The 12,928-nt window shown below is 61.0% G+C and carries 9 protein-coding genes and 1 pseudogene; 6 read left to right on the top strand and 4 right to left on the bottom strand.

The annotated features are described in order from the left end of the window. Positions 1-1,144 precede the first annotated feature (1,144 nt). The 4 genes from U0023_RS25905 to U0023_RS25890 all read left to right on the top strand — a co-directional run bounded on the left by U0023_RS25905 (position 1,145) and on the right by U0023_RS25890 (position 5,235). Complete coding sequence (locus tag U0023_RS25905) at positions 1,145-1,357, top strand: ribbon-helix-helix domain-containing protein (protein ID WP_040638042.1); 213 nt, start codon at positions 1,145-1,147, stop codon at positions 1,355-1,357. A 174-nt stretch (positions 1,358-1,531) separates the two neighbouring features. Continuing rightward, on the top strand, positions 1,532-2,686 hold the full coding sequence (repC, locus tag U0023_RS25900; protein ID WP_009489534.1) for a plasmid replication protein RepC: 1,155 nt from the start codon (positions 1,532-1,534) through the stop codon (positions 2,684-2,686). Positions 2,687-2,829: 143 nt separating this feature from the next. Next, on the top strand, positions 2,830-3,387 hold the full coding sequence (locus U0023_RS25895) for an AAA family ATPase (protein ID WP_009489533.1): 558 nt from the start codon (positions 2,830-2,832) through the stop codon (positions 3,385-3,387). Positions 3,388-4,182: 795 nt separating this feature from the next. Further along, positions 4,183-5,235: an LLM class flavin-dependent oxidoreductase gene (locus tag U0023_RS25890; RefSeq protein WP_009489532.1), complete on the top strand. Its 1,053-nt coding sequence runs from the start codon at positions 4,183-4,185 to the stop codon at positions 5,233-5,235. A gap of 72 nt (positions 5,236-5,307) precedes the next feature. Here the strand turns inward: U0023_RS25890 and htpG are convergent, their stop codons facing one another. Continuing rightward, entirely contained in the window at positions 5,308-7,200 is a 1,893-nt protein-coding gene (htpG, locus tag U0023_RS25885; RefSeq protein ID WP_009489531.1) for a molecular chaperone HtpG, read from the bottom strand. A gap of 552 nt (positions 7,201-7,752) precedes the next feature. Between htpG and U0023_RS25880 the strand changes: the two genes are divergently transcribed. Together U0023_RS25880 and U0023_RS25875 are read left to right on the top strand one after the other, a co-directional pair. After that, positions 7,753-8,736: an aldo/keto reductase gene (locus tag U0023_RS25880; RefSeq protein ID WP_009489530.1), complete on the top strand. Its 984-nt coding sequence runs from the start codon at positions 7,753-7,755 to the stop codon at positions 8,734-8,736. 257 nt (positions 8,737-8,993) lie between these two features. Beyond that, a complete protein-coding gene (locus tag U0023_RS25875) occupies positions 8,994-10,472 on the top strand; it encodes a protein adenylyltransferase SelO (RefSeq protein WP_009489529.1) in 1,479 nt (492 codons plus the stop codon). Positions 10,473-10,645: 173 nt separating this feature from the next. On the opposite strand, the pseudogene U0023_RS25870 reads toward U0023_RS25875, so the two are convergent. The 3 genes and pseudogenes from U0023_RS25870 to U0023_RS25860 all read right to left on the bottom strand — a co-directional run bounded on the left by U0023_RS25870 (position 10,646) and on the right by U0023_RS25860 (position 12,919). Next, a pseudogene (locus U0023_RS25870) lies at positions 10,646-11,337 on the bottom strand (glutathione S-transferase family protein). A gap of 41 nt (positions 11,338-11,378) precedes the next feature. Then, the gene (locus tag U0023_RS25865; protein ID WP_009489527.1) at positions 11,379-11,687 is read right to left on the bottom strand and encodes a putative quinol monooxygenase; all 309 of its coding nucleotides are present in this window, start codon (positions 11,685-11,687) and stop codon (positions 11,379-11,381) included. A 110-nt stretch (positions 11,688-11,797) separates the two neighbouring features. Then, positions 11,798-12,919, bottom strand: a complete 1,122-nt coding sequence (locus U0023_RS25860) for a competence protein CoiA family protein (RefSeq protein WP_154660930.1) — start codon at positions 12,917-12,919, stop codon at positions 11,798-11,800. Positions 12,920-12,928 lie beyond the last annotated feature (9 nt).

The raw sequence follows: 12,928 nt of genomic DNA, 5'->3' as shown, positions 1-12,928 counted from the left end.
CGCCGCGCGTCCTATCGCCCCTCTCAGGAGCCTATCGATCTGAGCCTGTTCTCAGTGAACCCGATAGGAGATGCCGTGGCTCGTGATTTCGTCATCAGGCATCACTACTCCGGCTCTTATCCCGCTGCGGCCGCGGCCTACAGTATGTTTGAACGAGTCGCTCCATTCCAGGAGGAACTCGTGGGTATTGCCGTGTTCTCGGTGCCCATGCTGCCTATGGGGCGCCCAGCGATGCCAAATTCTGCGAACTTGGACGCTTCGTACTGAAGGACCACGTTGGTGGGAACGGAGAAACTTGGCTTCTTCGGCGTGCCCTTTCGATGCTGGCAAAGGACAAACAGCGTCCTGACCGAAGGCCATACTACGACCTCTGTTTGTCATATAACGATCCCGTTCCTCGGACGAGCGCTGCCGGGGATCTGATCCACGTTGGTCATGTGGGCCGGATTTATCAGGCCTGCGGCGGGTCCAGCGCCTATCTCGGTCGTGGAAAGGCACGGACCCATTGGCTGACCCAAGATGGCTCCATCGTGTCGCCGCGGACTCTCTCGAAACTCCAGAACGGGGAGCGGGGTGCCGCCTACGCCTATGATTTTCTCCGCTCCCATGGGGCACCTGCTATCGCGTCAGGTGAGAAGGAAGCTGACTACATCCGTCGCGCCTTACAGGAAGGACCATTTAGCAAGATGCGCCACAACGGCAATCACGCCTACGTCTTCCCGTGCGGGACACACTCAAATCGCCAGGAAATCCGACGGAGGATGGACAAAGGGCTGCCTCGGCCAACCAAGACGGACCCGATAGCGGCATCCTTGAATCTAGCTTAAATATCCAGCCGCCTTCGTGGTTCCGTTAACAGTTCTTAACCACTTCCTTTCCACCGCGCCCGAATCATAATGCGGGATCGCGAGTCCAACCTCGGGCTGAATACTACGCAACATCGAATCCAGTGTGTAACTTGGAATCACCCGGAACCGGGCTTTTACATGCGAATTGACTCGGCCTTTTGGGCTAAATGATTCTAGTCAAAGAAGTTTCCCACCGCTGAATCGATCTATTGTGAATGGATTCTTGACGCGCGACTCCACAGCCAACTCAGAATCGGTCATCACTCGATATGGCACGAGTGTAACGGGTGGATGCCATGCCTGATGCAAAGCAAGCCCAGCGGGTTCAGCGCTTCCGTCAGTCTCGCCGTGAGCGAGGTGACAAGGAGATGAACGTCTGGGTTCCAGGGATGATAAGCGCAGCGATCGACGAAGCCGTCGAGAACGGTCGCTTCAAGTCCCGTCAGGACGCCATCACCCACGCCCTCGAGACCGCATTTGCCCATAAGGAGCGAAATGTCGTGACGTAACCCAGGCAAAGCAAAAGGCCCACGAAGCTGGAAACTTCGAGGGCCTTTGGAGAACCACCGAGGGGTGGCCATCAGGAAAGTGTTGCAGCTTCCTTATGCCATCCCGACAAGCTGACTGTCAAGAGCATCGGTTTCGGTGAACGCTCCCGCTTTGCCCTCACATAGGAGGGTACGATGCAGCTTGCATCGTCAGGAGGCCGGCGGCTGAGACATGCCGCTCTGGCCACAAGGAAACTTGTGCTCGAGGCGGAGCGCACGGTTACGCGTAAAGAACTGTCGGCCGCGGCCCGGGACGCCGGCAAGGCGCTCGACCTCAGGCCCGCCCAGCGGGCCGTTCTCTCGGAACTGGTCGCCTGCTGGGGCGAGCAGGAATGGGAGCGGCTGCTGGTGTGGCCATCCAACGACTACCTCATGAGCCGCACCGGCCTGACCGAGCGGGCGATCCGGCGCATCCTGCGCCAGCTCATCGACCTGCAGCTGCTGGCGCCCAAGGACTCGCCCAACGGCAAGCGCTATGCCGTCAAGGACTTAGCGGGACAGGTGGTCGACGCCTTCGGGTTCGATCTGACCCCGGTCTATGCCCGCCGGGGCGACTGGGCCGTGATGCTCATGGAGCAGAAGCAGCTGCGCGAGGTGCAGAAGCGGGCGTTTGACGAGGTCACCATCTGCCGGAGAGCGACCGAGGAGGCCCTGAGCGCCCTGGCGGAGCACTTCCCCGAGGTCGACCGCACGGCCTTCGAGGGCGAGCTGAAGAGCCTGCAGGCCCGCACGCCAGCCCGGTCGAAGGTGACGCTGCCGGCGGACCTGCTGGAGGCCTGGCAGCTGTTGAGAACCCAGGTTGAGGAAGTATTCTTTGAAGCGGGCAATGCCGGACTCGGAGTCCGGCACTCTGATAACAACAACGGATCTCCTAGTGAGCCTTGTAACAAAGGCTTTCCGAAGAAAGCTGAGGCGGTTCGTTCAACCGAACAAACCCCGGAGCACCTATCACCGGAATTGATCCTTGAGGCTTGCCCGACCTTGAGCGACTACGGCCAACCGGTGCGGGATCTGGCCGACATCGTCTCGGCCGGGCGCTACCTGAGGGCCTCTCTCGGGGCGCATGAGAGCGCCTGGGCCGAGGCCGTGGAGGAGATCGGCACCGTCAGGGCGGCGATCGCGGTGATCTACACCCTGCAGCTCTACGAGGACGATGTGGCCAGGAACGGTGGCGAGAGCCGGATCAAGAACCCGGGCGGCTACTTCCGCGCGCTCACCCGCATGGTCAAAGCCGGCAAGATCGACCTCGCCGTCGAGCTCCTCGCCATGCGGAGGCGAAGAATGGCATAGGGAATGGATTGTGAGCCGCCGAGGGCCGAGTAGCAAACGCGCACGACTCCTGGTTCGACGGGCAGCCCATCGTCTCATTCGGCGTCAACTATCTTGAGCAGCGGTTTGCCAGGTGGGTTGGCACGCCTATGGAGGAATCCTGAATGATCATCTGGCTGAATGGCCCATTCGGTGCTGGGAAGACCACGCTTGCTCAGAGGCTCTGCAAGCGGAGACCGGACCTGCTGTTGTTTGATCCCGAAGAAATCGGGTTTATCGTCAAGTCGATGGTCCCTCCCGCTCCGAGCGGAGATTATCAGGACCTGCCGCTATGGCGAGGAATGACCGCTGCTGCGCTAATCGAGCTTCGGAAGCACTACAGGCAGGACATCGTCGTGCCCATGACCCTTGTCCGGCCCGATTACCTGAACGAGATCCTGGGTGATCTCACGGGACGCGGGGAGCCCATCCTTCATATCTTTCTCACTGTTGATGAACAGGTTCTGCGTGAGCGCATTGAACACCAAACGATGTCCCCCGATCCAACTCGGAACGAGCGGATCCGGGACTGGCGCTTGGCCCAAGTAGATCGCTGCGTGGCTGCGCGGGACATCATGCCGGAGGGGACCCGCTTCTTAGACTCCGGGCGTGATACTCCGGAAGCTCTCGCCAACACGGTCCTGAGTTGGCTCGGCGGCATGGTGAGTGGATCCTCACAATAAGACAATGCAGCGATCGGAACATGCAAGGTTTATGATGAAGCCGCGCTATCCAGGAAAATTGATGGGCAACGTTTGAGCGCAAAGCCGCCATGAAGCTACGGATGTTCTATTGATAGAAATCTTTGTCAGCTTTTGCTTGGACTATGCACAACTCGTTAGAAGAGTTCAGTCGACAAATGCAAAAGTAAGTGTTTTCCGTAAGCATGAGGGTAGGAGAGGGCGCGACGGCCTTCAGCCTATCTGGCTCCACTCGCTTCGCTCACCGCACCGCTTACGCTGTCTCGGCGATTCGGTGACGATCCAGGCGCAGAGCTGAGCCACATCGAGGGAAGGGGAGGTGACACTCCCCGCATCTTTGGAGGCAGTGGCGTGTTCACGTTCCTAGCTCAGTTCTTCCTCGGAGAGCCGCCGTCGCCGCAGCAGACCTATGGTCTCGGGCCGGTCTATCACTCGCCAAACCTCCATGCGTTTTCATGTTGGGTTCATCCAGACCATTATTCGCCTCGTTAAGAGCGGCGAAATCGACCTTCAGACCGAGTTGCTTGCCTTGCGTAGGCACAAGCTTGCTCGAGGGTTCAAAGTCGCTAGACCGGGACATGAGGTGTGTTATGTCCCGCTTCGGAAACCATGCGTGCATGCAGACGCCCCCTAAGGAGGCGGCGACAGCCGGCAGTAACCAGTGTCTCACCCACGAGTCATAGGCCGAGCACCAGGGGCATTGCCATTTAAAGGGCAGCTGGTGCCCATGACAGCGGAGTTGTGATTGGGCAAAGGCCCTACGGAAGGACCATTCTTATGGAGATCGGACTCTACACCTTCGGCGACGTGGGCGCCGATCCCGTCACTGGATGCCGGATCAGCCCGGCCGGGCGCCTCCGTAATCTCGTGGAGGAGATCGTGCTCGCTGACCAAGTGGGGCTTGATGTGTTCGGCCTCGGTGAGCACCATCGGCCTGACTATGCAGTTTCAGCACCCGCTGTGGCACTGGCGGCGGCTGCGACGCAGTCGAACCGCATTCGCCTGACGAGCGCAGTGACGGTGCTGAGTTCTGACGATCCAATTCGCGTGTTCCAGCAGTTCGCCACCCTGGACAATCTCAGCCACGGACGCGCTGAGATCATGGCCGGACGCGGCTCCTTCATCGAGTCCTTCCCCCTCTTTGGCTATGAACTCGACGATTACGACACGCTCTTCTCGGAAAAGCTGCAACTCCTGATGCAGCTGAACGAGAGCGAGCGCGTCAGCTGGCCGGGCGGTCAGCATACTCCTGCCATTATGGATCGTGGCGTCTACCCACGGCCCTATCAGGAGAACCTGCCGATCTGGATTGCGGTCGGCGGCACGCCCCAATCCGTCGCGCGGGCGGGGGTGCTCAACCTGCCACTGGCTCTGGCGATCATCGGAGGCGAGCCGGCGCGCTTTGCTCCCTTATTTGACCTCTACCGGCAGGCGGCCGTGCGGGCAGGGCACGATCCAGCAACCTTGAAGACGTCTATCAACGTGCATGGCTTCGTTGCCGACACTACTCAGGAAGCAGTCGATATCTTCTATGCCCCGCAAGCGGAGGTGATGAACCGGATCGGGCGAGAGCGAGGCTGGCCACCGCCGAGCCTTTCGCACTTCGACGCGGCCCGTGGTCCACGCGGTGCGCTCTTTGTCGGGAGCCCCGCAGAGGTGACGGACAAGATCCTAGCCGCGCACGAAATCTTCCGCTTCGACCGTATCCTGATCCAGATGGCCATCGGGGTGCTGGATCATGCCAAACTGATGCGGGCCATCGAGATCCTGGGCACGAAGGTCGCGCCGGAAGTGCGAAAGGCGCTCGATTTGAAACGGAAGACCGCCTGAGCGGTTGTCCGCGTCGTAGCAGGAGGCGGTCATTGTTGATCGCCCCCGCGAATAATCGTTCGCAGTCGCCGCTTAAGGCATGCCTCGTCGCATCACCCGGGTGAGCCGCTGTGAAAACGCCTTCGCATCGCCCGGGAGCTCACCGTCCAAGATCCGAGCTTCATCCAGCAGGAGATGGGCTGCGTCTTCGCGGAGGGGCTGCTCGGCGTCTCCGAGGTTCGCCAAAGCGAGGACGAGGTCGTGGCGAGGATTGATCTCGAGAACAGGCTTTGCCGCCGATCCCAGCTGCCCGGCTCGGGCCAGCAGCCGCTCCAGCTGGCGGTCCATCCCGGTCTCAGATGCCACGAGGCAGACGGCGCTTTCCGTCAGTCGCTCAGAGGCGCGGACGTCGGCGACGCTCGCACCTAGGGTCTCCTTCACAGACTGGATGAAGCGCGCCACCGCTTCTGTAGCATTCGTGTCCAATTCCTGCTTGGCTTCGGTCAGCGGGATCAATGCCAGATCCGCAGCGCCTTGTGTGACCGACTTGAGCGGCTTGCCCTCGTAATCGATGCCGGCCGTGACCCAGAAGCTGTCAACCGCATCCGGCAACAGCAGCACCTCGATGCCGCGGGCCCGGAACCCTTCGAGCTGCGGCGAGGCCTCAAGCCGGGCGAGATCCGTTCCCGTCACATAGTAAATGGCCGTCTGGCTCTCCTTCAGTGAGCCGACATAATCCTTGAGCGAGCGCCACCCGCCACCCGACGCGGTGGTCTTGAACCGGGCCAGGCCCAGCAATGTCGAGCGTCGCTCGAAATCCTCGTAGAGCCCTTCCTTCAGCACTGGGCCGAAGGCCTCCCACACCTTGGTGTAGGCCTCCGCATCATTCTGCACGAGCTTCTCGAGCTCGCTCAAGATCCGGCTGGTCACGCCCTTCTTGATGGCAGCCAGAAGCGGGCTTTCCTGGATCATCTCGCGCGAGACGTTGAGCGGCAGGTCGGCCGAGTCGACCAGTCCGCGCACGAACCGTAGGTAGCGCGGCAGGATCTCGGCCTCGTCGGTGATGAAGACCCGCTTCACATAGAGCTTCATCCGCCCGTGACGGTCGGGATCAAATAGGTCGAACGGCGTGGAGCCCGGCACGAAGGCAAGCGCCGTGTATTCGTGGCGGCCCTCGGCCCGGAAATGCACCGTCAGGGCTGGCTCGTCGAACTGGCCGGCCACGCTGCGGTAGAAGTCAGTGTAGTCCTCAGGCGTGATCTCAGAGCGCGGCTTCGCCCACAGAGCAGCGCCGTCAGCGACCTCCTGCGGCTCCGCGCCGGGCTTCTCGATGATGGCGATCGGCACGGGAACGTGGCCGGACTGCTCCTTGACGATGCGCTCGAGCCGGTAGCGCTCAGTGTAGGAGGCCGCGTCCTCCAGCAGGTGCAGGACCACCCGGGTGCCGCGGGCCGGGGCCTCATCCAACGCTATCGGCGCAACCGTATAGGAGCCCTTGCCGTCGGACGACCAGATCGTGGCTTCATCACTGCCAGCGCGGCGTGAGACGACATCGACTCGGTCGGCCACCATGAAGGCCGAGTAGAAGCCGACGCCGAACTGTCCAATGAGTTGGGCTCCTTCGCCACCCTGGGCGGCCTGGATCCGCTCCATGAAAGCCTTGGTGCCCGAGCGGGCGATGGTGCCGAGGGCCTCGATCATCTCATCGCGGCTCATGCCGATGCCGTTGTCCTGGATTGTCAGGCGGCGGTTCTCGGTATCAGTCAGCAGCGTGATCCGGGGCTTGGGATCGTCGCCGAGCAGGGCAGGGTTGGCGATCGCCTCATAGCGCAGCTTCTCGCAGGCATCGGCCGCATTCGAGATCAGCTCGCGCAGGAAGACGTCCTTGTCGGAATAGACCGAGTGCACCATCAGGTGCAGCAGCTTGGCGACATCGGCCTCGAAGGTATGGCTCTCAGGGGCGGGAGGGGCGTCAGCAGTCGTCATGGCGTGAGATGAACCTTGTTGCTCTGGCGGGCGATGAGATGGCGGCGCACAGCCAAGATTTCAAGCATGAACCCGGATATGGTCCAAGGAGCAATACAAGCACGGCGACTTGGACGGCCATGAACGGGGTGAGCCGTCCAACCCGAATGAGGTTCAGGGTCAGGCGCAACGCAAATTCCCAGGTCCCCGTGTGGCAGGAAGCTAAGAGGCCACGCTTCTGCGTTCGAGTGATGACCGGTTCTGTTAGCCTCCCCTGGGCTGCTGCTAGGATGGAAACCAGGTCCCCATAGCGCGTTGAGAGGACAACACGGGTTAATCACAAGGACTGCGAGGTTGGGATGAGGTGGCCTGGCACGAGAGCAGGGGCGCGGCACGCAACGTCCTTCACGTTGGCGAGATCGAAACTCCTGAGCCAAAGGCGGGCGAAGTCTTGGTCGAACAAGATTTACCGGTTCGGCTTTACGGAACGAATGGATTCTCGCCTATCGCTCCTCTCCACCATCGATAGCTTGAAGCTGAAGCGCATCATCCCCTGAAACGGAAAGATACAAGATGACCCAATCACACTTCGCTCCGCCCGGTTCGCTCGGTTTCGGCGGCGCCCCGCTGGGCAACATGTTCGACGTGGTATCCGACGAAACAGCGGAAGCGGCGCTTCTTGCAGCCTGGGAGACGGGAGTACGCCACTTCGATACCGCGCCTCATTACGGAAGCGGGCTATCCGAACACCGCTTCGGCAATGTACTGCGCCGCTACCCGCGCAAGGAGTTCGTCCTGTCCACGAAGGTAGGGCGGATTATGCGTGCTGATCCGAGCGGACCGGAAAACCCGCCCTTCGTTCATGGCCTGCCGTTCCGGGGCGAGTACGACTACTCCTATGACGGAACGATGCGCTCCATCGAGGATAGCTATCAGCGCCTTGGCTTGGCCCAGATCGATATCGTTTACATCCATGATCTCGCCGCCGATCACCATGGCCCTGCCTGGGAGGAACTGTTCGAGGTAGCGATGAACGGTGCCGCCAAGGCACTTATTCGCTTGCGCGACGAAGGTGTCATCAAGGGATGGGGCTTCGGTGTCAATCTGACCGAACCGTGCGAGCGTGCGCTCCAAATGTCCGATCCCGATGTGTTCCTGCTCGCCGGCCGCTACAGCCTCCTGAACCAGCCTGCGCTTGATCGCCTTTTCCCCATGTGCGCGGAGCGGGGCGTGCATGTGGTTGTCGGAGGGCCATACAATTCCGGGCTGCTCGCGGGCGGACGCAACTTCGAATATCGGGAGGCGCCACCCGAAATGGTGCGGAAGCGAGATCGGATAGCGGAAATCTGCCGCCGTCACGGTGTCGATCTACGCTCAGCCGCGCTCCAGTTCTGCGCCGCGCATCCGGTTGTGGCAGGGGTCATCCCCGGCGCCAAGCATCCCGACAAGGTGCGCGAGAATGGCCAGCTCATGGCGGCGAAGATCCCATCGGCAGTCTGGAGCGAGTTGAAGGAAGAGCGGCTAATCCCGCCTGACGCACCAACACCGATGGCCTGAACAGCCGGTACCGGAACATGTTGAAGATGTCAGGCCAACCCTGTCAGTTAGCGAGCTGCTGAAACGGGTATGGTTGCCTTGACAGCATAAAGACAGGGCGCTCTCGAGTGGCAGCCCAACGCAGTGCCTGTCGAATCTAGGGAGCGACGTTAAGGCGTCGCTCATTCTCATATAACAAGGAACGTTGTGGCCTCTGCCCCTTGCTTTCAGGAGGGCCAGCTACGATTTCACGGAGTCCCGACGGTGAAATCGGTCCCATGACAATTCATTTTCCCTTCGACAACACCTACGCGCGCCTGCCTGATCGGTTCTATGCGCGCGTAGAACCCGAAGCCGTCGCAGCTCCAAGGCTCGTCCGGCTGAACCGGGATCTCGCATTACACCTCGGCCTCGACCCTGATCGCCTCTCCAGTCCTGACGGAGTTGAGCTTCTGTCCGGCAACCGCGTTCCGGATGCGGCCGAGCCCATCGCCATGGCCTATGCCGGGCACCAGTTTGGGCAGTTTGTGCCACAGCTCGGCGATGGACGCGCCATCCTCCTTGGCGAAGTGGTAGACCAAAATAGCATCCGTCGGGACATTCAGCTCAAGGGCTCGGGTCCGACACCCTTCTCACGCCGCGGCGACGGGCGGGCGGCGTTGGGACCTGTCCTGCGTGAGTATCTCCTCAGCGAGGCCATGGCAGCGCTCGGCCTGCCGACAACGCGTGCGCTTGCGGCAGTGTTAACCGGAGAGACGGTTGCCCGCGAGACGCTGCTTCCCGGTGCGGTTCTCACCCGGGTGGCGTCGAGCCATATTCGGGTCGGCACGTTCCAGTTCTTCGCAGCCCGGCAGGATGTGGAGGGGCTACGCCTCCTTGCGGACTACGTCATTGCCCGGCACTACCCGCAGGCTGCCGAGAGCGACCGGCCCTATCGCGCGTTTCTAGACCAAGTCATTGCAGCCCAGGCAGACCTTATCGCCCGTTGGCTCCACATCGGCTTCATCCACGGGGTGATGAACACCGACAACATGTCCATCGCCGGCGAGACGATCGACTACGGCCCGTGTGCCTTTATGGATGCCTACGATCCCGCAACGGTGTTCAGCTCCATCGACCGCCAGGGCCGCTATGCCTATGGCAACCAGCCGCGCATCGGCCTCTGGAATTTGACCCGGCTGGCCGAGACGCTTCTGCCGCTCCTGTTCCTGGACGAGGATAAGGCCGTGGCTGACGCGAGCGAGGCGCTCGAAGCTTTCTCGGGTAAGTTCGAGGCGGCCTATCACGCGGGGCTCAGGCGCAAGCTCGGGCTGCTGACGGAGCGCGAGGAAGACCTGACACTGGCCGGGGATCTGCTGAACGCGATGGCTGAGAACCAGGCTGACTTCACCCTGACTTTCCGGCGGCTGAGCGATGCTGCCGCTGGTCCTGCGGGAGACGAGGCCGTCCGAAACCTCTTCATCAACCCGCTCGCCTACGACGCCTGGGCCGTCCGCTGGCGGGAGCGGTTGAGCCTTGAGCCGCAGGATGGCGCAAGCCGCCAAGTCGCGATGCGCGCCGTCAATCCAGCCTTTATCCCGCGCAATCATCGCGTGGAGGCGATGATACAGGCTGCGGTGGAGCGGGACGACTTTGCTCCTTTCGAGGAGCTTCTGGCTGTTCTCTCGAATCCCTATCAGGATCAGCCCGCTTTCGCCCACTATTCCGAGCCGCCGGAACCGCACCAGCGCGTCTATCGGACATTCTGTGGGACCTAAGGCGGGAAGGCTGCCTTAGCAGTTTCGCACCAGGGCCGCTCGTCCCATCGGGTGCCGTACCTGCAGCATCCGACGGGGAACTCCCCTGGACATCTATGTTACTCTACGGCATTTATCTCCGCCCAGTGGCGATTCTGCATACTGGACGGAGGAGCCGCGGCACGGGTGAGAAGTCAGCTGGCCGGGGCGGCCAAATGCCGAAACATATGTTGGCGGGCTTCGTCGTCCATCTCAGCTTTGAAGCTGTGCTTCTCCTTCAGCGCGGCAGCGGCCTGAGCAGCCGGGCGAGCGCTGATCTCATCGAAGAGACGCTTGAGGTTCGGGAAGTCGCCCCATGAGTTCTCGCCCAAGATGAACGGCACCATGCGTGCCCATCCCCATAAGGCCATATCCACGATGGTGTAAGTCTCACCCACCATGTAGCGCTGCCCGGATAGATGGGCATCAATGACACCGTAGTGCCGCTTCGCTTCGTATAGATAACGATTGACGGCGTAGTTCTTGGGCTCAGGAGCAAAGTGCTTGAAATGCACGGCTTGGCCTGAGAATGGGCCGACGCCCGTTGCAACGAACATCAGCCAAGAGAGAAGCTCACCCCGCGCAACCGGTGTGCTGTCGGGCAGAAACCGTCCGGTCCTCTCCGCAAGGTAGAGCAGGATTGCATTCGAGTCGAAGACCCTTGCGCCGGTATCCTGATCGATGATCACAGGCACTTTGCCATTCGGATTGATAGCCAGAAAGTCCGGCTGGTGCTGCTCGCCTTTACGGGTATCCACGGGCTTGAGCTCATACGGGAGGTTCATCTCCTCCAGGCACAGCGCCACCTTCATCGGGTTCGGGCAAGATTGTAGTAGAATGTAATCAAAGGAGAGCTCCAGCAGCAGGGGCGACTCTTCAGGGAGGATTTTAGAGAGGCGACAGGACGTGGATCACGCGGGTCTCGATCATGTCAGCCGTCCCCTCACTATAGGCCCGCATGTGTGGGGCGACTGCGTGCGCTCTGAGCGCTTCAGGGCTCGCCCATTTCTCGACCACAACAAAGGTGTCCGGCCCAAGCTCGGTTTGGGAGGGTCCGAATGCCGGAAGATCAACAACGGGAACGTACTCGATACAATCCTCTTCGGCATGCACATCCGGCATGTTCGCCCGGAACTCCCGGAGCACAGCTTCGCGCATACCGGGCTTTGCAGTGATGTAGGCCGGAACGTGCAGCATGAATGATCTCCTGACAGCCGATTGTTAGACATAGCTTTGCGACCCGGCAAGCTCCTCACCCCGGATGCGGGACCTATGACTCTCGCGTCAAGCTCGATGATCGAGATCCATCAACCTGTCTTAGGCGCCAGGCGCCTCGGCCGGATCTCAAGAGGCTGATGGGAGATCGGACCGATGCCACCGAGGGGAGCCCACTGGGGCCAGCGGGCCTCGGGCCCCCAGCGCCACTGGGTATGGGGGGGTAAGCCGATCTGGCTTCCCTGCTCCGGAATATTGATGCCGATTGGCAACTTATAAGCGGCGCTCTGGCCTGCCCAATCTTCGCGCTGATAACGGATCTCCCGTGTACAATGGGGACAGCGCGACGTGAGAACTTTTCTGAAGCGCAGTGGGCTTTCTGCGAGATCAGGAAGAGCCGCCTGAGCCTTGGTATAAGCGTCTGCATAGCCGTTCATCGCTTGGACCACCTCAAGTTCAAGAGGTCTCCCATGTGGCGCCTCAGCCCTGTAGGCCAGGAGAACTCTTTTTCGGCAGGTGCGGTGCCAACATTGGTCCTCACGAAGAACAAGTGTGATGATCCCGTGCCGGCCATTTCCGGACCACTGAAGCTGACCAGTGAGGGCACCGGTGACAAAATCAGAGATGCTGAGCGACAGGTGGTCGACATGCACATGCGCTCCCGGTTGGCCATCCTGATCCTTCCAGGTTGTGGTTTTGAAGGCCGGTAGATGTGGGTCAGGCCTAAGCCAATAATGATGCAGGGCCGCAGGCTCATGAGCGACCAGCCAGAGGGCGCGAATGCCCGAAGCCACATAGCGCTCTTGCCGCTGGCGGTAGGCTTCCTCCCCCTGGAGCTGAACCTGAGCTTCAATGGCGACGGTCCAGGGTTTTCCAGGCCGGCGGCACAGGACATCTGCCCGCCAATCCTGACCATCCGGTGTTGTCCCAGATTGCTCCGGCAGGGCGTCCCAACCCGCGGCTCGAGCTCCAATCAGGCTTTGGGCTTTGATGTAAAGATGGAGGTCGCTTTCCTTTGCTCCCCTGGGAGTCTGCCCAGGAGGGTGCGCGAAGAAACGTGTTCCAAGGCGCGATGTCTTGGGAATGGCCCGCCCTTTCCCATATGGCATCCACGCATCGCGATTTCGCGCTGATCGCAATTGCTCCCATTCAACATCGGTCATCAGTGGAGCAATAAGCGGCTCTCCTGAGTTGGTGTATGCGAGCAGCGGCATGGTCTAACT

The sequence above is a fragment of the Microvirga lotononidis genome (genome assembly GCF_034627025.1).
GTDB lineage: Bacteria > Pseudomonadota > Alphaproteobacteria > Rhizobiales > Beijerinckiaceae > Microvirga > Microvirga lotononidis.
Note: the sequence above shows the minus strand (reverse complement) of the source record. Positions and strands in the feature narration are given on the sequence as shown.

What these genes read in the sequence shown, in the direction of transcription:
- U0023_RS25905 (WP_040638042.1), top strand. Translation starts at nt 1,145, where the DNA reads ATGCCTGATGCAAAGCAAGCCCAGCGGGTTCAGCGCTTCCGTCAGTCT.
- repC (WP_009489534.1), top strand. Translation starts at nt 1,532, where the DNA reads ATGCAGCTTGCATCGTCAGGAGGCCGGCGGCTGAGACATGCCGCTCTG.
- U0023_RS25895 (WP_009489533.1), top strand. Translation starts at nt 2,830, where the DNA reads ATGATCATCTGGCTGAATGGCCCATTCGGTGCTGGGAAGACCACGCTT.
- U0023_RS25890 (WP_009489532.1), top strand. Translation starts at nt 4,183, where the DNA reads ATGGAGATCGGACTCTACACCTTCGGCGACGTGGGCGCCGATCCCGTC.
- htpG (WP_009489531.1), bottom strand. Translation starts at nt 7,200, where the DNA reads ATGACGACTGCTGACGCCCCTCCCGCCCCTGAGAGCCATACCTTCGAG.
- U0023_RS25880 (WP_009489530.1), top strand. Translation starts at nt 7,753, where the DNA reads ATGACCCAATCACACTTCGCTCCGCCCGGTTCGCTCGGTTTCGGCGGC.
- U0023_RS25875 (WP_009489529.1), top strand. Translation starts at nt 8,994, where the DNA reads ATGACAATTCATTTTCCCTTCGACAACACCTACGCGCGCCTGCCTGAT.
- U0023_RS25865 (WP_009489527.1), bottom strand. Translation starts at nt 11,687, where the DNA reads ATGCTGCACGTTCCGGCCTACATCACTGCAAAGCCCGGTATGCGCGAA.
- U0023_RS25860 (WP_154660930.1), bottom strand. Translation starts at nt 12,919, where the DNA reads ATGCCGCTGCTCGCATACACCAACTCAGGAGAGCCGCTTATTGCTCCA.